Raw genomic sequence first — 25,729 nt, forward strand, 5'->3', positions numbered from 1 at the left:
TATTGAGCTCCCATCATGCTTTTTCCACCTTCACGAGGAAGGACTTGAATTCCGGCGTTTGCGAATTCGCATCCCCCACGCCCGGCGTCAAGGTATTGATCAGATACCCCGGCTTGGCCACGCCTGTAAAGCCCCAGTGCAGCGGCAGGCCCACGGTATGCACCTGCTTGCCCTCGATCGTCAACGCCTTGATGCGCTTGGTGACGACGGCCTTGGCGATGATGTGGCCCCGCTTGGAACTGACGCGCACTTCACCACCGGCAACAACACCGATGCTCTTGGCCAGCTCTTCGCCGATTTCAACGAATTGCTGCGGCTGGATGATGGCATTCAGTCGTGCATGCTTGGTCCAGTAATGGAAATGCTCGGTCAGGCGGTAGCTGGTGGCCACATGCGGATATTCCTCATGCGTGCCGAACATTTTCCGGTCATCGGCAAACACGCGCGCGGCCGGATTGCTGGTCGCCTGCGGGTTTTTCGGATGCATGGGGTTGTAGCCCAGCGGATTTTCGAACGGCTCGTAATGCTCGGGGAACGGTCCTTCGGCCATGGCGCCGCGCGCAAAGAAGCGCGCCACGCCCTCGCCCAGCATGATGAACGGACCCATGCCGTTTTCCGGCGGTTCGTCGACCTTGAAGTCGGGAATATCGGCCCCGCTCCAGTTCGTCCCATTCCACTCGATGAGTTTACGGGTCGGATCGAAAGGCTTGCCCTTCAAGTCGCACGAAGCGCGGTTGTACAGCACGCGGCGGTTGGCCGGCCACGCCCAGGCCCAGCCCAGGGTCTGGCCGATGCCGGTCGGGTCGCTATTGTCGCGCCGCCCCATCTGGTTGCCCGCCTGCGTCCAGCTGCCGGCAAAAATCCAGCAACCGCTGGTGGTCGTGCCGTCGTCGCGCAATTGCGCAAACGAGGCCAGCTGCTCGCCCTTCTTCACCAGCAGCTTGGTCGCATCCTTCGGATCGTACAAGTCGGCCAGCGCCTTGCCGTTGAATTCGCGGGCGATTTCTTCCGGCTGCGGGTTATGCGGCTGCGCATAATTCCACGTCAGGTTGAGAATCGGATCGGGGAACTTGCCGCCCTCTTTCTTGTACATGCTGCGCATGCGCAAGAACAGGCCCGACATGATCTCCAGGTCGCTGCGCGCCTGGCCCGGCGGTTCGGCCGCCTGCCAGTGCCATTGCAGCACGCGTGAAGAGCTCACCAGCGAACCGCGTTCTTCGGCGAAGCAGCTAGTTGGCAGGCGGAACACTTCCGTCATGATCTTGGTGGGATCGACTTCGTGGTACTGCCCGTGCGCCTTCCAGAATTCGCCCGTTTCCACGGCCAGCGGATCCATGATGACGAGGAACTTCAGCTTCGACAGCGCTTCCGTGACCTTCTGCTTGTTCGGCGCGGACGCCAGCACATTGAAGCCCTGGCAGATATAACCCGTCATCTTGCCTTGGTGCATGTTCTCGATGGCTTGCATCAAGTCATACGGCTTGTCGAGTTTCGGCAGGTAGTCGAAGGCGTAGTTGTTCTCCGCCGTGGCGAAATCACCCCACCACGTCTTCATGAAGCTGACGTGGAATTTGCGGTAATTGCTCCAGTAGCTGAGCTGGTTCGGACGCAGCGGCTTGGTGGCACGCGCGGCGATATAGGCGTCGAAATCCTGCTCGCCCTCGTTCGGCAAGGTCATGTAACCTGGCAACAGGTTCGACATCAGGCCCAGATCGGTCAAGCCCTGGATGTTCGAGTGGCCGCGCAAGGCGTTCATGCCGCCGCCCGCGATGCCCATATTGCCCAGCAACAACTGCACCATGGCGCCCGTGCGGATGGTTTGCGCGCCCGTCGAATGGTGCGTCCAGCCCAGCGCGTACAGGATGGTACCGGCGCGTCCCGGCACGGCGGTCGAAGCCAGGGCTTCCGCCACCTTGTGGAACTTGTCGGCCGACACGCCGCACGTACGTTCGACCATTTCGGTCGTGTAGCGCGAGTAGTGCTTCTTCATCATCTGGTAGACGCAGCGCGGGTGTTCCAGGGTCGGGTCGACCTTGGCGTAGCCGTCTTCGCCGATCTCGTAATCCCAGGTGGCCTTGTCGGTGTACTTGCCTTTTTCCTTGTCGAAACCCGAGAACAGGCCGTCCTCGAACGCATAGTCTTCGCGCACGATGAAGGGCATGTCCGTGTAGTTGCGCACGTACTCATGCTGGATCTTGTCGTTCGTCAGCAGATAATTGATGATCGCGCCGAGGAAGACGATGTCCGTGCCGGTACGCGTGGCGCAGTAGTAATCTGCCACGGATGCGGTACGGGTAAAACGCGGATCGACAACGATCAGCTTGGCCTTGTTATGCGCCTTCGCTTCCGTTACCCATTTGAATCCGCAAGGATGTGCTTCTGCTGCATTGCCGCCCATGACCAGGATCACGTCGGCATTCTTGATATCGACCCAATGATTCGTCATCGCGCCACGGCCAAACGTCGGGGCAAGACCTGCCACCGTCGGTCCGTGTCATACACGCGCCTGATTATCAAAGGTCAGCATCCCCATGCTGCGCACTGTCTTGTGGGTCAGATACCCGACCTCGTTGCTGCCGGCGGACGCGGCAAGCATGCCGGTGGAGAGCCAGCGGTTGACGGTCTTGCCGTCGGCATTCTTTTCGATCAGGTTGGCATCGCGGTCATCCTTCATCAGGCGCGCGATCTTGTCGAGCGCCACATCCCAGGAGATCGGTTGCCATTCCGTGCCGCCCGGTGCGCGGTATTCGGGCACTTTCAGGCGGTTCGGGCTGTGGATGAAGTCGACCAGGCTGGCGCCTTTCGGGCACAGGGTGCCGCGGTTCACCGGGTGATCGGCATCGCCTTCCACGTGGATGATGCTGGAGACGGCATTTTTCGCGCCGTCGCCCAGTCCATACAGCAGGACGCCACATCCTACCGAACAGTAGGGACAGGTATTGCGTGTCTCGGTGGTGCGAGACAGCTTGTATTGCCGCACTTCCGCCATCGCCTGGCCCGGTGCGAAACCGAGCAGGGCGAGGCTGGAACCAGCAATGGTCGCGCCAGTTACCCGGAGGAACTGGCGCCTGGACATCTGAACCATATTCAGGCCTCTATGATGTGAGTAAATAAAAGTCATACGGCGTCGTGGTCGTGTCATATCACTAAGATATAAGCACCATGCCTGTGCCGTATGACAGTATTTTACCCCTCAAACTCCGACAAGGCTTAGTCCGCCGGAAAAAATTCCACATAGTCAACATTATTTTATCGGTACCGAACAGTTCCTCTAAACAATGCCAGCCTGCCAACCCCGGTCCCGCGCAGCGCCCGCCCATGAAAAAACCCGCTCGCGAGCGGGTTTTGAGGAAACGATAAAAATTACAGGCTGTAGCGCAAGGTCAGCGCCACATTGCGCGGCGCGCCCGGCAAGCTCAGGTTCGGGCTGGAACCGTGGCCCGACACGATGTAGCGCGTGTCGCCAATATTGTTGACGTTGAGCTGCACTTCATAGCGGCCCGTGCGGTACGCGGCCATGACGTCGGCCGTCACGTAGCCTGGCAGCACGACGGTGTTGCCCGGGTTGGCGAAGCGGCTGCCCACGGCATTCGCGCCGCCGCCCACGGTGAAGCCGTGGCCCAGGTCCTTGGTCAGCCACAGATTGGCCGTGTTGCGCGAAGTCAGGGTGGCGCGCTTGCCCTTGATGGCGACGGAACTGGCCGTCGTCGTGCCCGGCGCATTCACGCTGCGGTCGACGGCGATGGAATCGGTAATGGTGGCGTCCAGGTAAGCGTAGCCTGCCATCATTTTCCAGCCGTCATGCAAGTCGGCGTTGAAGGTCAGTTCCAGGCCGTCCGTGCGTTGCGTGCCGACGGGCACGATGCGGTTCGTGATCGGGTCGCTGGTCTTGATATTGTCGCGTTCCAGGCGGAACAGCGACACGGTGGCATTCGCGCGGCCGCCCCACAGATCGTACTTGGCGCCCACTTCCGTGTTGCGCGTGGTTTCCGGCGCCAGGTCGGCATTGTTGGCGGCCAGGGCGAAGTTCTCGCCGCTCGGCTGGAAGGAGCGGCTCCACGACGCGTAGTACGATTGCACGGCGCTCGGTTGCCAGACGAGGCCGGCGCGGGGGCTGTAGGCCGAATCCGTGCGCGACAAATCCGCCGTCGTCACGCCAAGCGCATTGGCCAGGCGCGACTGCTGCTTGTAGCGGTCGTAGCGCAAGCCGGCCAGCGCCTTCCACTCGTCGCTGAAGCTGATGGCGTCCTGCACGTAGGCGGCGGCCGTGTCGTAGGTACCGAAGGTATCACTGCGCGCGCCCAGCTTGCTGCGATCGACGACGGGCAGAACAGGATTGAAGATCGACACGGGCTTCGCAGGTGTCGTTACAGCGATGGCGGCCCAACTGTTGGCATCCTTGTTTTGCTTGCCGAATTCGGCGCCGTACAGCACTTCGTGGCGCATGGTGCCCGTGACCAGCTTTTGCGTCAGTTCCGTCTGGTTGAACCAGCCGCTCTCGTCGCGGTTGAGCTTGGCGTGGCCCAGGCTCATCGTGCCCTTGACTTCGTTGACGTTGCCGGAAATATTCGTGTTGTTGCGGTCCAGGTGATAGTCGTAGTAGCGGAAGGCATTGCGCAGCGACAAGCTATCGCTGAACTTGTGCGTCAGGGTGGCGGCCGTGGAGACCACACGCGACTGGCTGAAGTCCGCATCACGTGCATTCGCGGCGCCATAATAGGTGCCCGCATCGACGGCGACGGGACGGCCGTGGTAGGACGGGATGCCGAAGTCCGTCAGGCGGCGGTCTTCCAGGTAGTCACCCTGCAGCAGCAGCTTGGTGGCGCCGGAGAGGCGGATGGCCACGGAAGGCGCCAGCGCCGTGCGGTTGATGAATTGCTGGTCGCGATAGCTGTCTGACAACTCGCGCGCGCCCGTAAAACGCCAGTCCACCGTCTCTCCGACACGGCCCACGTCGACTTCGCCGCGACGCCCTTTCGTGTTCGTCAGGCTCAGGGCCACGTCCGTGATATCGATACCCGGTTTTTTGGTGATGCGGTTGACCAGGCCGCCCGAGGAACCGCGGCCGTACAGCACGGCGGCCGGTCCCTTGATCACTTCCAGGCGCTCCACGTTCGACAGGTCGCGGAAATACAGCGCGTCATCGCGGAAGCCGTCGACGAACTGGTCGCCGATGGCCGTGAAACCGCGGATGAATACCTGGTCGCGCTGGCCATCGCCCGTCGACAAGCCCACGCCAGGGATATTCTTCATGATGTCCTGGATCGACATGGCGTTCTGGTCGCGGATGACGGCGGCCGGCACCACGTTGATCGTCTGCGGCACGTCGCGCAAGGCCATTTCCGTCTTGGTGCCGCTGGCGGAGGTGGCGGCGACATAGCCATCCTTGTCCTTCGAGGCCGTCACGGTGACGGCGGGCAAGCTTTCCTGTGCCCATGCCGCCAATGGCGTGGCGCCCAAGGTCAAGGCGCCCAGTACGGCGATGGTGATCGGTTTACATCCTGGCTTGCGCTGTTGCTGCATACAATTCCCTGGTCGATGTTTTAATACGAATGATTATCATTAGTATTTTATCAGCCAACGATGGGAAAAGTAAGGCGAAATGTAAGTGATAGTACTTATGGACTAGGTACTTGACGTAAAAACACAACAGGAAATCAATATCAAAAAACAATTAAAATTGCTTTGAAAAACTATTTCTCTGCGTCAATGCTATACTTGCGGCTTGCTGGGCAGCGGTCAGCCTGACCGATATGCCCCTTGCTTTACCTCCATCGCCACGCTCAGCGTGGCGCGCCGCACAGCCATCACGCGGCACCCGAAGACCCCGATCCCCTGCGCCTTGCGGCGCCTGTCCGCCCCTGCTGGCGGCGGCGATCATGACTATTAAACTGTTAGGAACTACATGAAAAACCTGAACATCGGCAGCCGCCTTGGCGTCGGCTTTGCTGTCGTATTGCTGTTGCTTGCCGCCTTGACCATTACCGCCCTCGTGCGCATGCAAACGGCCAGCGACCTGACTTACCGCCTGATCAATACCAGCATCAAGAACCAGCGCATGGTGGCCGAATGGTCGAAGATCATTGAACTCAACAGCGTGCGCGGCGTCGCCTCGTTCGAGATCACCGATCCCGTCGTGCGCGCCAAGATCGAGGAAGACCTGAAGGTCGATGCGGACCGCTCCAGCAAGCTGCAGGACGACATCATCGCCTCCTTGCTCAACCCGGCCGTGATCGAGCAATTCAAGGTCGTGCGCAAGGTGCGTACCGACTACGTGACGACGCGCGCGCGCGCCTTCAAGATGAAGGCCGACGGCGACGTGGCGGGCGCCAAGATCGTGTTCGACAAGGAAGTCGCGCCGATCACCGTAGCCTACCTGGCCGAAGTAAAACGCTTTGCCGGCATGCAGATCAAGGCGGCCGACGGCGTCGGCGCCAGCATCATCGAAGCCTACAGCGGCACCCGCATCTTCCTGATCACCATGGGCGTGCTGGCCGTGCTGATGGGCATCGGTTTCGCCTGGTGGATCACGCGTTCGATCACCGGCCCCATCCGCGCCGCCGTGAAAGTGGCGGAAACCGTGGCAGCGGGCGACCTGAGCAGCGTCATCACGGCGCAAGGCCGCGATGAAACGGGCCAGCTGATGCACGCCCTGAAAACCATGAACGACAGCCTCGTCGGCATCGTGGGCCAGGTACGCAGCGGCACCGACACCATCGCCACGGCCTCCGCGGAAATCGCCGCCGGCAACCAGGACCTGTCGTCGCGCACGGAACAGCAAGCCAGTTCACTGGAAGAAACGGCCTCGTCGATGGAAGAACTGACCTCGACCGTGAAACAGAATGCCGACAATGCGCGCCAGGCGAATAAACTGGCCGGCGACGCAGCCGGCATCGCCAGCCGCGGCGGCGCCGTGGTAGCCGAAGTGGTCGCCACCATGGGCGAGATCAATACTTCGTCGAAGAAAATCGTCGATATTATCTCTGTCATCGACGGCATCGCCTTCCAGACCAACATCCTGGCCCTGAACGCGGCCGTGGAAGCGGCACGCGCCGGTGAACAGGGCCGCGGCTTTGCCGTGGTCGCCACGGAAGTGCGCAACCTGGCACAGCGTTCGGCAGCGGCGGCGAAAGAGATCAAGGGTTTGATCGACGACTCCGTGCAAAAAGTCGACGTGGGCACGGACCTGGTCGACAAGGCCGGCAAGACGATGGAAGAAATCGTGCAAAGCATCGGCTTCGTGACCTCCATCATGAGCGAGATCAGCAACGCCAGCGAAGAGCAGAGCGCGGGCATCGAGCAAGTCAACCAGGCCATTTCTGAAATGGACCAGGTGACCCAGCAAAATGCAGCCCTGGTGGAAGAAGCCTCGGCAGCGGCCGAAGCGATGCAGGAACAGGCGAGCGAACTGGCGCAGGTGGTCAGCGTCTTCCGCCTCGATGCCAATGCGGCGGCCACCGACCGTTTCAGCGTGAAAACCGCCCAGCGCAGCGCGCCGGCAGCGACAGCCCCTGCCGCGCCAGCCCGCAAGGCCAACACCCCTGCCCTGCGCCTGCCCCCGACGCGCGCCAGCAGCAAGGCCACGGCGCCTGCCGAAGGCGAGTGGGAAGAGTTTTAAGGTGTGAAAATCAATGCGTGGCAGTGGCTGCCACGCATGCCAAACGGCCAGGCGTCAGCACAGCCTGGCTTGCGTAACTTCAATGAGTTTCGCCAGCTCGCGCGGCACCGCCTGGGCCAGGAAATCGAGCGCCAGCTGTTCCGGATCGATGGCCGCGTCCAGCGGCAAGCCATGTTCAAAGCCCCCCACCATGGTGCGGCAGAAATGCGGCGATTCCGCCCGCGTTTCCACATACCAGCAGCCCGCATGGCCTTGCACGAAGTATTCGCCGATAAAGTAGCCGAGCATGGTTTTTACCCACTGCCAGCTCTCGTCGCGGATGACGATGGTGCGCATGGCCGCGTCGATGTACGGCAGGTACTCGGCCGCGTTGGTCAGTACTTCGTGCGCCGGCTGGATGCCCAGGCGCTCGACAAAATTCACCAGCGAGGCGCCCAGCGCGTCATAGTAGGCGTCAAAAGCCGTTTGGCTTTGTTGCAGTAACTGCTCTTGTTGCATCAACTGCATTCCCACTCTCCCTCCAACAAATTCACTGGCCGACGCGCGCGCGGCCGACAGCCGCGAGCGCATCAGCGTCCTATATCGTGAGCCGATGAATGTCGACATTCGACATTTTTCGAACTTAGCCTCCAGCCCGTAAAGCGCCATGAGTGGCAAAGTTTACCAAAAAATAGGAGTGTTCCAAAATTTAGGGTAGATTCGGTGCCGCATGGAACGCCGATAGCGATTTATTGAGCGCGTCAAATACGTGCTTCTGGCTTTCTTCGATGAAGAAGTGGCCGCCCGGGATTTCGCACCAGCTTTGCTCTCCAGTGAATTCGTGCGACCACGCACTACGGTCCTGCCGTGTCATGGTCTCATCGTCCGATCCGGAAAGCATCACCAATTCGCCCGACAGCAAGGGGCCCGGAGCATACACATACGTTTCGCTCAGCGCAAAGTCGGCTCGCAACGGGGGCAGAAACAGATCGATCAATTCGGGTGTTTCAAAAAATTCATCTGGCGTATCGCCACTAATTCGCAGCTCCTCAATCAGCTCCGCATCGGACATGACATGCAAGCGCGCTTCCTCCAAGCGGGATGGCGCCTTCTTGGCCGATGCGAAGAAGATAGCCGGACTTTTCCCCATCCCCTGCAGCCGGCGGGCAAGCTCAAAACCGACAAGAGCGCCGTTGCTATGTCCAAAGATGCCAAACGGCCGGTCGAGCCAGGATTGCATTTCAGCACTCAACAACTCCACCAGGCGATCAACGCGATCAATAGGCGCCTCATCGAATCGAGTGCCGCGTCCTGGCGGCTCGACACACACCAGTTCCACATGCGCATCGAGATTTTTTTGCCAATTCAAGTAAGTGCTTGAACTGCCTCCCGCATAGGGTAGGCAGAATAAACGAAACGATGCCTTCGGGCGTGGGGACGGCGTAAAAATTCCATTTAGCATAGTCATATCATTTCCTTAAGTGCGACGCAAATCAGGTGGCCTGCGTCGGGTTGTTTGCAAAATTATTGTCGTGCGTCAGTCGGCATATTGACGGCATAGAGGTCGAGCTCGGAAAGTTCGATATGCGATAGCGCGGCGCGCACTGAAGCGACCACATCAGTGAAAATGGCGGACATCCAATACGCCACAATCCATCCCGGAAGCGAAGAATTGCCCTACCCTTCATCCGCCTCTTCAGGAAGTCCAGTAACAGCACGTAGACTGTTGCAGGACTAGCGCACAGCAAAGCGCACAAGAAAAGCCTCCGGCGACGGCCAAGCAATATTGATTTCAACATACAAAGATGGTCCTATTTATTCTTCCTGGATAACAGCAACACGGGAATTGATGACGCGAACGGCAAGCATTTGAATCGTTGGCGCCACAAAAATGTCACGCACCGCAATGGGCAAGCCGGCCTTACGGCATTGACTGGCAAATCGCATCGCCAACAGCGAATCTCCTCCCATGGAAAAGAAGTGGTCGTTGCGGCCCACGCGATCCACCTTCAGCAAGGCTACCCATACGTCCGAGAGAGCTTGTTCGACGTCGCCCTGCGGCGCCTCGTATGCACGCTCCTCGTCCCTCTCCAGTTGCGGCAGCACCTTCACATCGAGCTTGCCGTTGGCTGTCAGCGGCCATGCCGCCACGGCCATAAAAATGGATGGCACCATGTAGTCGGGCAGGCTCTGGCCAAGCTGTGCCCGCAACGGTGCGCTGTCGATCACCGCCTGCGCATTGAGCACGTAGGCAACCAGGCGCACCTGTCCGGCAGAACCTTGCTCGGCCAATACCACCGCGTCGTCGACACCTTCGCAGCCGCGCAAGGCCGACTCGATTTCACCGAGCTCGATGCGGAAACCACGGATCTTCACCTGATGGTCGCCACGTCCAAGATATTCAAGCTCGTCGTCGGCCGTCATCCGCGCCAGGTCACCCGAGCGGTACAAGCGTTCGCCTGCCGCCAGCGCCGGATGCGACACGAAACGCTCCGCCGTCAATTCCGGACGATTCAGGTAACCCTCCGCGACCCCCGAACCGCCGACACACAGTTCACCCACCACACCGGTTGGCACCGGTTCCCCGTGCCGGTCAAGCAGCCACAACGTCAAGTCCGGAATCGGACGGCCGATCAGGCTGCCGCGGTTGGCCTGGGCATCGGCCCGGCTGATCGCACGGTACGTCACGTGCACCGTGGTTTCGGTAATGCCGTACATGTTGACCAGTTGCGGAGCCGTGTCGGCATGCAGCTCAAACCATGGCAACAACTTGTCCAGCGCCAGGGCCTCCCCTCCGAACACCACCCAGCGTAGCGCCAGGAGCGCTTGCACCTGACGGTCTTCTTCCATGAAAGCGTAGAACGCCGTCGGCGTCTGGTTCAGCACCGTCACGCCCTGCTCGCGCACCAGTTGGTAAAACTCCGGTGTCGATTGCGCCACTGCGCGCGGCACCACCACCAGGCGCCCGCCGGTCAGCAATGCACCCCAGATTTCCCAGACCGAAAAATCGAAGGCGTAAGAGTGGAACAGGCACCAGGTATCGGCGGCACCGAAACCGAACCAGCCTTCGGTGCTGCTCAGCAAGCGCGCCACATTCGCGTGCGACACCATGACGCCTTTCGGCTTGCCGGTCGAACCGGAGGTGTAGATCACGTAAGCCTGCGCGGTCGCCGACACCGCCACTTGCGGCGCGTGCACCGGCCAGGTGCCATCGGCGTCGTCGTCAAGCAGCACCACCGTACCGGTGCCGGCGCTTGCGCGCGTGGCCACCTGCGCCACAACCAGTGTCACCGCGGCATCGTCAAGCATGTAGGCGATCCGCTCCGCCGGGTAGATCGGGTCAAGCGGGACGTAGGCCGCCCCGCATTTAAGGATGGCCAGGATCGCCTGCACCACTTCGCCCGAGCGTTCCAGGCACAGCCCGACGCGCGCGCCGGGCGCCGCGCCCGACGCCAGCAGGCGATGCGCCAACTGGTTCGATGCCGCCTCCAGTTCGGCATAGGTCCAGTGACGCTCGCCATCAATCAAGGCCATCGCCTGCGGCGTGGCCAGTGCCTGCGCCGTAAATAGCTGGTGCAGGCACTGCGCCGGTGCCGTCGATTGCGTCGCCCGCCCCAGCTGCAACAAGCGTTCGCGTTCGGCAGGCGCCATCAGGCTTGCTGTCCAAACAGGTTCATTGGTGCAAAGAAGGGCCGCGTCAAGTGCACGCTCAAAATTGATCATGACGTGCTGCAATGCTTCAGTGGAATAGAGTCCCGCGTCGGCACTAATACTCAAATTCAGCTGGCCCTGCCGTGGGTCATGCGTCCAGTGGCACAACAGACGATAATTTGTCACCTCGAAGGTATCCATGCCACTGATACCGTCACCATTGACTCCGTCGTACACATGAAAATCTGTATAGTTGAACAACGCTGCGGATAAATCGACGCCGCTATCCCTTTGAAGTTGGGAGACCGGGTAATGTCGGTAATTCCATGCTTGCTGAAGTTGACTATCGACGGCGGAGATCAATACAGACCAGCTAGGTTGGTCGATATTCGTACAAATCGGTAGCGTTGACAAAAACAAGCCCAAGCTGCGATCGGCGCCGGCCACCTCAAGGCGGCCGTGGCCAGTGACACTGCTGGTGATCGATTCAGCGCCGTTAAGGAAGGCAAGCACCTTGAGGTAAACTGCCAGCAATACCGTCCTTGGCGCGACCCCGAGCCGTGCACACAGTTCGCGAAGCTGTTCACCGCGCGTCGAGAGATCAAGATGCGCGCTCTGCGCCGTCAAACGTTTGCCTGCCTCCCATGTCGGCATGGTGGCGGACGCTATCATTTCCCCCCAGAATGCCCGGGCCTTTGGATCGGCTAAGCTTGCAAGTTCTTGAGCGACGTAATGCCGATACGGCGGCAGTGACGACCTTGCGATTTCTGGCAACAGACGCTGGACTTCCAGATAACGTTGGAACAACTCTGTATTAAAAGAGGAAACGCTCCAGCCGTCCAATATCGCGTGGTGGTGAATGAGCGTGTAATGGAAAACAGCATCCGACACGCAGTGCACATCGATACTCCACAACGGCGCCTTGCCATCGAAAACGGAAGTATTGGCAACCTGACAATCATACCAAGTTGCAAACTTCGCTTCGCTTTCTGTCGCCTCCAGATGACGCCAATCATGCACTTGCAGTGGCAGCGGCGCATCGCGCAGCACCAGTTGCAATGGCCGGTAGCCGATGTCATAGTCGAAAACCGTCCGCAATATTTCATGGCGCGTCATCATCCCTGTCAACGCTTCCTGCAATGCTGCTTCTGACCATGGCCGTTCCAGCTTCACGCTGTCGATGATCAAATAGTCGCCATCTCGCTGGTTGTGGAAAACCATACCTTCCTGAAGCTGCGTCAAAGGATAGCCATCTTCGTACTTGGCCACGTCCACGAGCACTCGCTCCTCTGGCGTTAACAAACTGAACGGACCGGCATCGACCGCGAGGTGTGTCGTTGCAGTCGAGCGCGATGAAATCGCATTGGCCATCAATTCGATTGACTGATAAGCAAAAAGGTCGCGTACCGCCAGCGCGAACCCTTCCTGGCCACAGCGTGCAATCAGTCTTACAGCACGGATTGAATCACCACCCTGCGCAAAGAAGTTCGCTGTCACGGAGACCTGTTCCAGTTCAAGTATCTCAGCCCAAATTTCAGCGAGTTTTACTTCCACCTCCGTGCGCGGTGCGAGATATTCCACTTGAAAACGCTCGCGGGCGTCAGGCAGCGCCTTCACATCGAGCTTGCCGTTGGCTGTCAGCGGCCATGCCGCCACGGCCATAAAGATGGATGGCACCATGTAGTCGGGCAGGCTCTGGCCAAGCTGTGCCCGCAACGGTGCGCTGTCGATCACCGCCTGCGCATTGAGCACGTAGGCAACCAGGCGCACCTGTCCTGCAGAGCCCTTCTCGGCCAATACCACCGCGTCGTCGACACCTTCGCAGCCGCGCAAGGCCGACTCGATTTCACCGAGCTCGATGCGGAAACCACGGATCTTCACCTGATGGTCGCCACGTCCAAGATATTCAAGCTCGTCGTCGGCCGTCATCCGCGCCAGGTCACCCGAGCGGTACAAGCGTTCGCCTGCCGCCAGCGCCGGATGCGACACGAAACGCTCCGCCGTCAGTTCCGGACGATTCAGGTAACCCTCCGCTACCCCCGAACCGCCGACACACAGTTCACCCACCACACCGGTTGGCACCGGTTCCCCGTGCCGGTCAAGCAGCCACAACGTCAAGTCCGGAATCGGACGGCCGATCAGGCTGCCGCGGTTGGCCTGGGCATCGGCCCGGCTGATCGCACGGTACGTCACGTGCACCGTGGTTTCGGTAATGCCGTACATGTTGACCAGTTGCGGAGCCGTGTCGGCATGCAGCTCAAACCATGGCAACAACTTGTCCAGCGCCAGGGCCTCCCCTCCGAACACCACCCAGCGTAGCGCCAGGAGCGCTTGCACCTGACGGTCTTCTTCCATGAAAGCGTAGAACGCCGTCGGCGTCTGGTTCAGCACCGTCACGCCCTGCTCGCGCACCAGTTGGTAAAACTCCGGTGTCGATTGCGCCACTGCGCGCGGCACCACCACCAGGCGCCCGCCGGTCAGCAATGCACCCCAGATTTCCCAGACCGAAAAATCGAAGGCGTAAGAGTGGAACAGGCACCAGGTATCGGCGGCACCGAAACCGAACCAGCCTTCGGTGCTGCTCAGCAAGCGCGCCACATTCGCGTGCGACACCATGACGCCTTTCGGCTTGCCGGTCGAACCGGAGGTGTAGATCACGTAAGCCTGCGCGGTCGCCGACACCGCCACTTGCGGCGCGTGCACCGGCCAGGTGCCATCGGCGTCGTCAAGCAGCACCACCGTACCGGTGCCGGCGCTTGCGCGCGTGGCCACCTGCGCCACAACCAGTGTCACCGCGGCATCGTCAAGCATGTAGGCGATCCGCTCCGCCGGGTAGATCGGGTCAAGCGGGACGTAGGCCGCCCCGCATTTAAGGATGGCCAGGATCGCCTGCACCACTTCGCCCGAGCGTTCCAGGCACAGCCCGACGCGCGCGCCGGGCGACGCGCCCGACGCCAGCAGGCGATGCGCCAACTGGTTCGATGCCGCCTCCAGTTCGGCATAGGTCCAGTGACGCTCGCCATCGGTCAAGGCCACCGCCTGCGGCGTGGCCAGTGCCTGCGCCGTAAATAGCTGGTGCAGGCACTGCGCCGGCACTGTCGATTGCGTCGCGCGCCCCAGCTGCAACAAGCGTTCGCGTTCGGCAGGCGCCATCAACGGCAAAGTATCGAGTGCACGCTGCGGATTTGCCAGTGCGCCATCCAGCAAACAGGCGAAACTGTCCGCCATGCGCGCCACCGTGGACGCATCGAACAGGTCGGTGCTGTATTCCCAACTGAGCTGCAGGCCGTCCTCGTCCTCTTCCACGTTCAGCATCAGGTCGAACTGCGCCGTGTGCTGCTGCGTGGCCAGCGACGACACCGTCAGGCCAGGCAGCGAACCGCTTTCCTCTTCATTGTTCTGCAACGACAGCATCACCTGGAATAGGGGCGAATAGCTGAGGGAGCGCTGCGGCTGCAGCGCCTCCACCAGCCGGTCAAACGGCAACTGCTGGTTGGCATACGCCTCCAGGTTAGTCTGGCGGCATTGCTGCAACAGCGCGCCGAAACTCATGCCCTCGGTCAGCTCGGCGCGCAGCACCAGCGTATTGACAAAGAAGCCGATCAGGCCGGCGATCTCCGGCTGCTCGCGGTTCGCCACCGGCGTGCCGAGCACGATATCGCTGGCACCGCTATAGCGCGACAGCAAGGCGCTCAAGGCCGCGTGCAAGCCCATGAACAACGTGGCCCCGTGTTCGCGGCACACCGCGCGCAACCGGCTGCTCACTTGCGCGTCCAGCCGGCTGTGCAGCAGCGCACCCTCGAAGCTCTGTTGCGCCGGACGCGGATGATCCAGTGGCAGGCTGTGCACTTCCGGCAAGGAGGCCAGCTTTTGCTGCCAGTACGTCAGTTGCTGCGCATGGCGCGCCTGTTGCGGCGCCTCGCGCTGCCAGCGGGCGTAGTCCGCATACTGCACAGGCAGCGCCTGCCAGCCCGGCGCCCTGCCCTCGACCAGCGCCGCGTACGCTTCGCACCACTCGTCGACCGCGATCGCACCCGACCAGCCGTCCGACGCAATATGGTGCAGCACCAGGACCAGCACATGGCGCTGCGGTACCAGGCGCAGCAATTGCGCCCGCAATGGCAGCTCGCAGCGCAGGTTGAACGGCCGCCTCGCTTCCGCTTCGATGGCCTCCGCCATGGCCGCCTCATCTTCCACCGCCAGCACCGGCAGGGCCAGCGTGGCCACCTCCTGCACTTCCTGCCATGCATGATCGCCATCGCTGGCATAGGTCGTGCGCAGTATTTCATGGCGCTGCACCACCAGTTGCAGTGCCTGCTGCAGCAGCGCCACATTCAACTCGCCCCGCAGTTCGAGCGCCATCGGCATATGATATTGCACGCTGGCACCATCACCCATCTGGTCGATCAGCCACAGGCGTTGCTGGCCATGCGACAGCGGCGCCCGTCCGGGTCCGCGATGCACGATCGGCTGCGCCTCCGCTGGCCCGGCCTGCTCGATGCGCAGTGCCAGCGCCGCCAGCGTCTGCGCCTCGAACACGGCCGTGATCGGCAAGGCCGCCTGACGCTCCTGGCGCACCTTGGCGATCACGCGCATGGCCAGCAAGGAGTGCCCGCCCAAGGCAAAGAAATTATCCGCCGCCGACACCGGCCGGCCTGGCTTGAGCAAACTGTTCCACACATCCGCCAGCCATAATTCGCACGCCGTTGCCGGCGCCACGAAAGCCTGTTCGGCCGCTATCGTCGGCGCCGGCAGCGCCTTCCGATCGATCTTGCCGTTTGACGTGACGGGCAAGGCCGCAAGGCACATCAGCGCCGTGGGCACCATATAGTCCGGCAGCGTGCTGGCCAACTGGGCACGCACCGCATCGGCCGACCATGCCATTGGCTCGGCCACGACATACGCCGCCAGGCGCTTTTCGCCGACCTGCGATTCGTATACATTCACCACCGCCTGCCGTATGCCGGCGATTTGCAGCAGCGCCGTTTCGATTTCGCCCAACTCGATCCTGAAACCGCGCAGCTTGATCTGGTTATCGGCACGCCCCACCAGTTCGATCACGCCATCCACGCGTATGCGGGCCAGATCGCCCGTACGATACAGTCTGGCTCCTGCCGACTGGCTATAAGGGTCGCGCACGAATTTTTCGGCACTCAGTTGCGGCAAGCCCAAATAGCCGCGCGCCACCCCAGGCCCGCCGATGCACAGTTCACCTTTGACACCGGGTGCAACCAGAGCTAACGCGGCGTCGAGCACATACAGACAACTACCTGCGAACGGACGCCCGATCGGCACCATTCCCTGCCCGGTTTCCTGCCCCTCGTGGTAGCTGCTGTCGATGGTCGCTTCAGTCACCCCATAGGTATTAATCAGCCGTGGCGATACACCGAACGCGGCCCGTACCCGTGCCTGGTCGGCTCCATACCAGCTATCCGAACCGACCACCAGCAAGCGCATCGGCGGAGCGCTTGAGGCACTCTCTTCAAGATAGGCGCATAATTCGCGCAGCACCGCTGGCACGAATTCGGCCGCCGTGATGCGTTCGTCATGCAGCCAGGCGGTGAGCGCCTGCGCATCGAGCAGTACCGCGCGTGGGCAGATCACCAGCGTATTGCCAAAACCGAGCGTACGCACCAAATCCCCCGCAAATACGTCGAAATTGGCGTTCGCCATCTGCAGCCAGCGGTCGCCCTTCAGCTCCAACTGGTAGATGTCATCCCAGGCCGCACCGATGGCAGCCAGGCCACCATGCTCGATCATCACCCCTTTGGGGCGCCCGGTTGTTCCCGACGTAAACGTCGCATAGGCCAGCTGTTCCGGCACCAGCACGAGCGCGGGAGCCGTGTCAGGCAGGGCAGCATCAAGCAGCAGCTCGGACAGGTCAAGGACCGTGGCACCGCATCCCGAAAGCAAATGACGCTGTTCGCCGTCAGCGATCAACCAGCGCACCTTGGCATCGGTGATGATATCGGCAACGCGGGCGACAGGCACCTCGGCCGTCAGCGGAATATAGGCCGCTCCCGCCTTCATGATCCCCAGTGCCGTCACCGGCAGCAGCACGCTACGCCCGACGCAGAACGCGACGAAGTCGTCGCGCCCGACGCCGCGCTGCAACAGCGCATGGGCCAGCCGGTTCGACTGCACGTCCAGTGCCCCGTACGACAGCGATGTCACCCCATCTTCCACGGCGACCAGGTCCGGATGCAGACGCGCCACTCGCGCGCAACGCTCCGGCAGCAGCAGCGAAGTCGATCCCGCTACGTCCTTGCCGCTCAGTGCCAGCAGACGCGATCGCTCTGCCGGCGGCAGGCAGGACAGCGAAGAGATCGGCGCATCAAGCTGCGCCAACATTGCGCTCAACAGGAATTCAAAACTGGCCGCGAAGCGTGCCACCGTGGCCGCATCGAACAGGTCGGTGCTGTATTCCCAACTGAGCTGCAAGCCATCCACTTCCTCCTCGGCGTCAAGCGTCAGGTCGAACTGCGCCGTGCGATGCTGCGCGGCCAGCGACGACACCGTCAGGCCAGGCAGCGAACCGCTTTCCTCTTCATTGTTCTGCAACGACAGCATCACCTGGAATAGGGGTGAATAGCTGAGGGAGCGCTGCGGCTGCAGCGCCTCCACCAGCCGGTCAAACGGCAACTGCTGGTTGGCATACGCCTCCAGGTTGGTCTGACGGCATTGCTGCAACAGCGCGCCGAAACTCATGTCCTCGGTCAGCTCGGCGCGCAGCACCAGCGTATTGACAAAGAAGCCGATCAGGCCGGCGATCTCCGGCTGCTCGCGGTTCGCCACCGGCGTGCCGAGCACGATATCGCTGGCACCGCTATAGCGCGACAGCAAGGCGCTCAAGGCCGCGTGCAAGCCCATGAACAACGTGGCCCCGTGTTCGCGGCACACCGCGCGCAACCGGCTGCTCACTTGCGCGTCCAGCCGGCTGTGCAGCAGCGCACCCTCGAAGCTCTGTTGCGCCGGACGCGGATGATCCAGTGGCAGGCTGTGTACTTCCGGCAAGGAGGCCAGCTTTTGCTGCCAGTACGTCAGTTGCTGCGCATGGCGCGCCTGTTGCGGCGCCTCGCGCTGCCAGCGGGCGTAGTCCGCATACTGCACAGGCAGCGCCTGCCAGCCCGGCGCCCTGCCCTCGACCAGCGCCGCGTACGCTTCGCACCACTCGTCGACCGCGATCGCACCCGACCAGCCGTCCGACGCAATATGGTGCAGCACCAGGACCAGCACATGGCGCTGCGGCGCCAGGCGCAGCAATTGCGCCCGCAATGGCAGCTCGCAACGCAGGTTGAACGGCCGCCCCGCTTCCGCTTCGATGGCCATCTCCATGGCCGCCTCATCTTCCACCGCCAGCACCGGCAGGGCCAGCGTGGCCACTTCCTGCACTTCCTGCCATGCATGATCGCCATCGCTGGCATAGGTCGTGCGCAGTATTTCATGGCGCTGCACCACCAGTTGCAGTGCCTGCTGCAGCAGCGCCACATTCAACTCGCCCCGCAATTCGAGCGCCATCGGCATATGATATTGCACGCTCGCACCGTCACCCATCTGGTCGATCAGCCACAGGCGTTGCTGGCCATGCGACAGCGGCGCCCGTCCGGGCCCGCGATGCACGATCGGCTGCGCCTCCGCTGGCCCGGCCTGCTCGATGCGCAGTGCCAGCGCCGCCAGCGTCTGCGCCTCGAACACGGCCGTGATCGGCAAGGCCGCCTGACGCTCCTGGCGCACCTTGGCGATCACGCGCATGGCCAGCAACGAGTGCCCGCCCAAGGCAAAGAAATTATCCGCCGCCGACACCGGCCGGCCTGGCTTGAGCAAACTGCTCCACACATCCGCCAGCCATAATTCGCACGCCGTTGCCGGCGCCACGAAAGCCTGTTCGGCCGCTATCGTCGGCGCCGGGAGCGCCTTGCGATCAATCTTGCCGTTTGACGTGACGGGCAAGGCCGCAAGGCACATCAGCGCCGTGGGCACCATATAGTCCGGCAGCGTGCTGGCCAACTGGGCACGCACCGCATCGGCCGACCATGCCATTGGCTCGGCCACGACATACGCCGCCAGGCGCTTTTCGCCGACCTGCGATTCGTATACATTCACCACCGCCTGCCGTATGCCGGCGATTTGCAGCAGCGCCGTTTCGATTTCGCCCAACTCGATCCTGAAACCGCGCAGCTTGATCTGGTTATCGGCACGCCCCACCAGTTCGATCACGCCATCCGCACGTATGCGGGCCAGATCGCCCGTACGATACAGTCTGGCTCCTGCCGACTGGCTATAAGGGTCGCGCACGAATTTTTCGGCACTCAGTTGCGGCAAGCCCAAATAGCCGCGCGCCACCCCAGGCCCGCCGATGCACAGTTCACCTTTGACACCGGGTGCAACCAGAGCTAACGCGGCGTCGAGCACATACAGACAACTGCCTGCGAACGGACGCCCGATCGGCACCATTCCCTGCCCGGTTTCCTGCCCCTCGTGGTAGCTGCTGTCAATGGTCGCTTCAGTCACCCCATAGGTATTAATCAGCCGTGGCGATACACCGAACGCGGCCCGTACCCGTGCCTGGTCGGCTCCATACCAGCTATCCGAACCGACCACCAGCAAGCGCATCGGCGGAGCGCTTGAAGCACTCTCTTCAAGATAAGCGCATAATTCGCGCAGCACCGCTGGCACGAATTCGGCCGCCGTGATGCGTTCGTCATGCAGCCAGGCGGTGAGCGCCTGCGCGTCGAGCAGTACCGCGCGTGGACAGATCACCAGCGTATTGCCAAAACCGAGCGTACGCACCAAATCCCCCGCAAATACGTCGAAATTGGCGTTCGCCATCTGCAGCCAGCGGTCGCCCTTCAGCGCCAACTGGTAGATGTCATCCCAGGCCGCACCGATGGCAGCCAGGCCACCATGCTCGATCATCACCCCTTTGGGGCGCCCGGTTGTTCCCGACGTAAACGTCGCATAGGCCAGCTGTTCCGGCACCAGCACGAGCGCGGGAGCCGTGTCAGGCAGGGCCGCATCAAGCAGCAGCTCGGACAGGTCAAGAACCGTGGCGCCGCATCCCGAAAGCAAATGACGCTGTTCGCCGTCAGCGATCAACCAGCGCACCTTGGCATCGGTGATGATATCGGCAACGCGGGCGACAGGCACCTCGGCCGTCAGCGGAATATAGGCCGCTCCCGCCTTCATGATCCCCAGTGCCGTCACCGGCAGCAGCACGCTACGCCCGACGCAGAACGCAACGAAGTCGTCGCGCCCGACGCCGCGCTGCAACAGCGCATGGGCCAGCCGGTTCGACTGCACGTCCAGTGCCCCGTACGACAGCGATGTCACCCCATCTTCCACGGCGACCAGGTCCGGATGCAGACGCGCCACTCGCGCGCAACGCTCCGGCAGCAGCAGCGAAGTCGATCCCGCTACGTCCTTGCCGCTCAGTGCCAGCAGACGCGATCGCTCTGCCGGCGGCAGGCAGGACAGCGAAGAGATCGGCGCATCAAGCTGCGCCAACATTGCGCTCAACAGGAATTCAAAACTGGCCGCGAAGCGTGCCACCGTGGCCGCATCGAACAGGTCGGTGCTGTATTCCCAACTGAGCTGCAGGCCATCCACTTCCTCCTCGGCGTCAAGCGTCAGGTCGAACTGCGCCGTGCGATGCTGCGCGGCCAGCGACGACACCGTCAGGCCAGGCAGCGAACCGCTTTCCTCTTCATTGTTCTGCAACGACAGCATCACCTGGAATAGGGGCGAATAACTGAGGGAACGCTGCGGCTGCAACGCCTCCACCAGCCGGTCAAACGGCAACTGCTGGTTGGCATACGCTTCCAGGTTGGTCTGGCGGCATTGCTGCAACAGCGCGCCGAAACTCATGTCCTCGGTCAGCTCGGCACGCAGCACCAGCGTATTGACAAAGAAACCGATCAGGCCGGCGATCTCCGGCTGCTCGCGGTTTGCCACCGGCGTGCCGAGCACGATATCGCTGGCACCGCTATAGCGCGACAGCAAGGCGCTCAAGGCCGCGTGCAAGCCCATGAACAACGTGGCCCCGTGTTCGCGGCACACCGCGTGCAACCGGCTGCTCACTTGCGCGTCCAGCCGGCTGTGCAGCAGCGCACCCTCGAAGCTCTGTTGCGCCGGACGCGGATGGTCCAGTGGCAGGCTGTGCACTTCCGGCAAGGAGGCCAGCTTTTGCTGCCAGTACGTCAGTTGCTGCGCATGGCGCGCCTGTTGCGGCGCCTCGCGCTGCCAGCGGGCATAGTCCGCATACTGCACAGGCAGCGCCTGCCAGCCCGGCGCCCTGCCCTCGACCAGCGCCGCGTACGCTTCGCACCACTCGTCGACCGCGATCGCACCCGACCAGCCGTCCGACGCAATATGGTGCAGCACCAGGACCAGCACATGGCGCTGCGGCGCCAGGCGCAGCAATTGCGCCCGCAATGGCAGCTCGCAGCGCAGGTTGAACGGCCGCCCCGCTTCCGCTTCGATGGCCATCTCCATGGCCGCCTCATCTTCCACCGCCAGCACCGGCAGGGCCAGCGTGGCCACTTCCTGCACTTCCTGCCATGCATGATCGCCATCGCTGGCATAGGTCGTGCGCAGTATTTCATGGCGCTGCACCACCAGTTGCAGTGCCTGCTGCAGCAGCGCCACATTCAACTCGCCCCGCAGTTCGAGCGCCATCGGCATATGATATTGCACGCTGGCACCATCACCCATCTGGTCGATCAGCCACAGGCGTTGCTGGCCATGCGACAACGGCGCCCGTCCGGGTCCGCGATGCACGATCGGCTGCGCCTCCGCTGGCGCGGCCTGCTCGATGCGCAGTGCCAGCGCCGCCAGCGTCTGCGCCTCGAACACGGCCGTGATCGGCAAGGCCGCCTGACGCTCCTGGCGCACCTTGGCGATCACGCGCATGGCCAGCAACGAGTGCCCGCCCAAGGCAAAGAAATTATCCGCCGCCGACACCGGCCGGCCTGGCTTGAGCAAACTGCTCCACACATCCGCCAGCCATAATTCGCACGCCGTTGCCGGCGCCACGAAAGCCTGTTCGGCCGCTATCGTCGGCGCCGGGAGCGCCTTGCGATCGATCTTGCCGTTTGACGTGACGGGCAAGGCCGCAAGGCACATCAGCGCCGTGGGCACCATATAGTCCGGCAGCGTGCTGGCCAACTGGGCACGCACCGCATCGGCCGACCATGCCATTGGCTCGGCCACGACATACGCCGCCAGGCGCTTTTCGCCGACCTGCGATTCGTATACATTCACCACCGCCTGCCGTATGCCGGCGATTTTCAGCAGCGCCGTTTCGATTTCGCCCAACTCGATCCTGAAACCGCGCAGCTTGATCTGGTTATCGGCACGCCCCACCAGTTCGATCACGCCATCCGCACGTATGCGGGCCAGATCGCCCGTACGATATAGTCTGGCTCCTGCCGACTGGCTATAAGGATCGCGCACGAATTTTTCGGCACTCAGTTGCGGCAAGCCCAAATAGCCGCGCGCCACCCCAGGCCCGCCGATGCACAGTTCACCTTTGACACCGGGTGCAACCAGAGCTAACGCGGCGTCGAGTACATACAGACAACTGCCTGCGAACGGACGCCCGATCGGCACCATTCCCTGCCCGGTTTCCTGCCCCTCGTGGTAGCTGCTGTCGATGGTCGCTTCAGTCACCCCATAGGTATTAATCAGCCGTGGCGATACACCGAACGCGGCCCGTACCCGTGCCTGGTCGGCTCCATACCAGCTATCCGAACCGACCACCAGCAAGCGCATCGGCGGAGCGCTTGAAGCACTCTCTTCAAGATAGGCGCATAATTCGCGCAGCACCGCTGGCACGAATTCGGCCGCTGTGATGCGTTCGTCATGCAGCCAGGCGGTGAGCGCCTGCGCATCGAGCAGTACCGCGCGTGGGCAGATCACCAGCGTATTGCCAAAACCGAGCGTACGCACCAAATCTCCCGCAAATACGTCGAAATTGGCGTTCGCCATCTGCAGCCAGCGGTCGCCCTTTAGCGCCAACTGGTAGATGTCATCCCAGGCCGCACCGATGGCAGCCAGGCCACCATGCTCGATCATCACCCCTTTGGGGCGCCCGGTTGTTCCCGACGTAAACGTCGCATAGGCCAGCTGTTCCGGCACCAGCACGAGCGCGGGAGCCGTGTCAGGCAGGGCAGCATCAAGCAGCAGCTCGGACAGGTCAAGGACCGTGGCACCGCATCCCGAAAGCAAATGACGCTGTTCGCCGTCAGCGATCAACCAGCGCACCTTGGCATCGGTGATGATATCGGCAACGCGGGCGACAGGCACCTCGGCCGTCAGCGGAATATAGGCCGCTCCCGCCTTCATGATCCCCAGTGCCGTCACCGGCAGCAGCACGCTACGCCCGACGCAGAACGCAACGAAGTCGTCGCGCCCGACGCCGCGCTGCAACAGCGCATGAGCCAGCCGGTTCGACTGCACGTCCAGTGCCCCGTACGACAGCGATGTCACCCCATCTTCCACGGCGACCAGGTCCGGATGCAGACGCGCCACTCGCGCGCAACGCTCCGGCAGCAGCAGCGAAGTCGATCCCGCTACGTCCTTGCCGCTCAGTGCCAACAGACGCGATCGCTCTGCCGGCGGCAGGCAGGACAGCGAAGAGATCGGCGCATCAAGCTGCGCCAACATTGCGCTCAACAGGAATTCAAAACTGGCCGCGAAGCGTGCCACCGTGGCCGCATCGAACAGGTCGGTGCTGTATTCCCAACTGAGCTGCAGGCCATCCACTTCCTCCTCGGCGTCAAGCGTCAGGTCGAACTGCGCCGTGCGATGCTGCGCGGCCAGCGACGACACCGTCAGGCCAGGCAGCGAACCGCTTTCCTCTTCATTGTTCTGCAACGACAGCATCACCTGGAATAGGGGCGAATAGCTGAGGGAACGCTGCGGCTGCAGCGCCTCCACCAGCCGGTCAAACGGCAACTGCTGGTTGGCATACGCCTCCAGGTTGGTCTGACGGCATTGCTGCAACAGCGCGCCGAAACTCATGTCCTCGGTCAGCTCGGCGCGCAGCACCAGCGTATTGACAAAGAAACCGATCAGGCCGGCGATCTCCGGCTGCTCGCGGTTCGCCACCGGCGTGCCGAGCACGATATCGCTGGCACCGCTATAGCGCGACAGCAAGGCGCTCAAGGCCGCGTGCAAGCCCATGAACAACGTGGCCCCGTGTTCGCGGCACACCGCGTGCAACCGGCTACTCACTTGCGCGTCCAGCCGGCTGTGCAGCAGCGCACCCTCGAAGCTCTGTTGCGCCGGACGCGGATGGTCCAGTGGCAGGCTGTGTACTTCCGGCAAGGAGGCCAGCTTCTGCTGCCAGTACGTCAGTTGCTGCGCATGGCGCGCCTGTTGCGGCGCCTCGCGCTGCCAGCGGGCGTAGTCCGCATACTGCACAGGCAGCGCCTGCCAGCCCGGCGCCCGGCCCTCGACCAGCGCCACATAGGCTTGGCAGAATTCCGTAACCGCGATCACGCCCGACCAGCCGTCCGACGCAATATGGTGCAGCACCAGGACCAGCACATGGCGCTGCGGCGCCAGGCGCAGCAATTGCGCCCGCAATGGCAGCTCGCAACGCAGGTTGAACGGCCGCCCTGTCTCCGCTTCGATGGCCTCCGCCATGGCCGCCTCATCTTCCACCGCCAGCACCGGCAGGGCCAGCGTGGCCACCTCCTGCACTTCCTGCCATGCATGATCGCCATCGCTGGCATAGGTCGTGCGCAGCACTTCATGGCGCTGCACCAGCAGCAGCAGTGCCTGCTGCAGCAGCGCCACATTCAACTCGCCCCGCAGTTCGAGGACCGTCGGCATATGATACTGCGCGCTCGCCCCGCCACCCATCTGATCGATCAACCACAGACGCTGCTGGCCATGCGACAACAGCGCCCGTCCGGGTTCGCGGCGCACGATCGGCGCGTCCTTGCTCAGCGCTTCGTCGCGCGCGCTGCCAAGAAGCGCCATCAATTCATCCTTGTGAGTGCGAATTGCCGCGCCGAGCGCCGCGGTAATCACTCCCGGCGGCGCTGCTGTCTTCAAACGGCCATCCTCCACATAGACGCGTCCACCCAGGCGAACCAATTCAGTAACAATACTCAGTGCGTTGTTCATATAACTCTTCAAAAGTGTATAGATATCCTTCCCCGCTGCGGAAGGGACATGGTGATTTTTTCAGGGGCTGTGCGTATCGGGGCTGCTGCGTAGTGCCGTCTTTTTCTTAGTGGCTAGTCACTCCATCACAGTGACAGCGTCGTCCACGGTTTGTTCCTCCGCACTCACCACCTGCAAGCCCGGACCGACCAGCGCTGCCATTTCCCATACGGCCGAATGCATGACCAGGTCCCGGATCACCAGAGGCGTCGAGCCGTTCCCGGCAGCGGGAGACAAAGCGCACCGCGAACAAAGGATGTCCGCCCGGTCCGAAGAAATTGCCGCACTGGCCGGGAATCGAACCGAGTT

The 25,729-nt window shown here is 62.2% G+C and carries 6 protein-coding genes; 1 reads left to right on the forward strand and 5 read right to left on the reverse strand.

What is annotated here, in order from left to right; genetic code table 11:
- Positions 1–13 precede the first annotated feature (13 nt).
- Together fdnG and AC3IQ7_RS20475 are read right to left on the reverse strand one after the other, a co-directional pair.
- Positions 14–3,085 carry a formate dehydrogenase-N subunit alpha gene (gene fdnG / locus AC3IQ7_RS20470; RefSeq protein WP_322429386.1) on the reverse strand — a complete coding sequence of 1,024 codons (3,072 nt, stop codon included), beginning with the start codon at positions 3,083–3,085 and terminating at the stop codon, positions 14–16.
- 278 nt (positions 3,086–3,363) lie between these two features.
- Positions 3,364–5,523, reverse strand: a complete 2,160-nt coding sequence (locus AC3IQ7_RS20475) for a TonB-dependent receptor (protein ID WP_489207186.1) — start codon at positions 5,521–5,523, stop codon at positions 3,364–3,366.
- A gap of 382 nt (positions 5,524–5,905) precedes the next feature.
- On the opposite strand from AC3IQ7_RS20475, the gene AC3IQ7_RS20480 reads away from it, so the two are divergent.
- Positions 5,906–7,618 (forward strand): methyl-accepting chemotaxis protein, encoded by a 1,713-nt coding sequence (locus tag AC3IQ7_RS20480; RefSeq protein WP_489207187.1) that lies wholly within the window; start codon positions 5,906–5,908, stop codon positions 7,616–7,618.
- Between the two features lie 54 nt (positions 7,619–7,672).
- Here AC3IQ7_RS20480 and AC3IQ7_RS20485 read toward each other — a convergent pair whose 3' ends face one another.
- The 3 genes from AC3IQ7_RS20485 to AC3IQ7_RS20495 form a co-directional block, all read right to left on the reverse strand.
- Positions 7,673–8,125 carry a hypothetical protein gene (locus AC3IQ7_RS20485; RefSeq protein ID WP_322429388.1) on the reverse strand — a complete coding sequence of 151 codons (453 nt, stop codon included), beginning with the start codon at positions 8,123–8,125 and terminating at the stop codon, positions 7,673–7,675.
- Positions 8,126–8,306: 181 nt separating this feature from the next.
- Complete coding sequence (locus AC3IQ7_RS20490; RefSeq protein ID WP_099380917.1) at positions 8,307–9,065, reverse strand: thioesterase II family protein; 759 nt, start codon at positions 9,063–9,065, stop codon at positions 8,307–8,309.
- Positions 9,066–9,412: 347 nt separating this feature from the next.
- Positions 9,413–25,381: an amino acid adenylation domain-containing protein gene (locus AC3IQ7_RS20495; RefSeq protein ID WP_489207188.1), complete on the reverse strand. Its 15,969-nt coding sequence runs from the start codon at positions 25,379–25,381 to the stop codon at positions 9,413–9,415.
- Positions 25,382–25,729: the final 348 nt, after the last annotated feature.

Source organism: Janthinobacterium sp. GL_088, from assembly GCF_057837845.1.

What these genes read in the sequence shown, in the direction of transcription:
- AC3IQ7_RS20485 (WP_322429388.1), bottom strand. Translation starts at nt 8,125, where the DNA reads ATGCAGTTGATGCAACAAGAGCAGTTACTGCAACAAAGCCAAACGGCT.
- AC3IQ7_RS20490 (WP_099380917.1), bottom strand. Translation starts at nt 9,065, where the DNA reads ATGACTATGCTAAATGGAATTTTTACGCCGTCCCCACGCCCGAAGGCA.
- AC3IQ7_RS20495 (WP_489207188.1), bottom strand. Translation starts at nt 25,381, where the DNA reads ATGAACAACGCACTGAGTATTGTTACTGAATTGGTTCGCCTGGGTGGA.
- AC3IQ7_RS20480 (WP_489207187.1), top strand. Translation starts at nt 5,906, where the DNA reads ATGAAAAACCTGAACATCGGCAGCCGCCTTGGCGTCGGCTTTGCTGTC.
- AC3IQ7_RS20475 (WP_489207186.1), bottom strand. Translation starts at nt 5,523, where the DNA reads ATGCAGCAACAGCGCAAGCCAGGATGTAAACCGATCACCATCGCCGTA.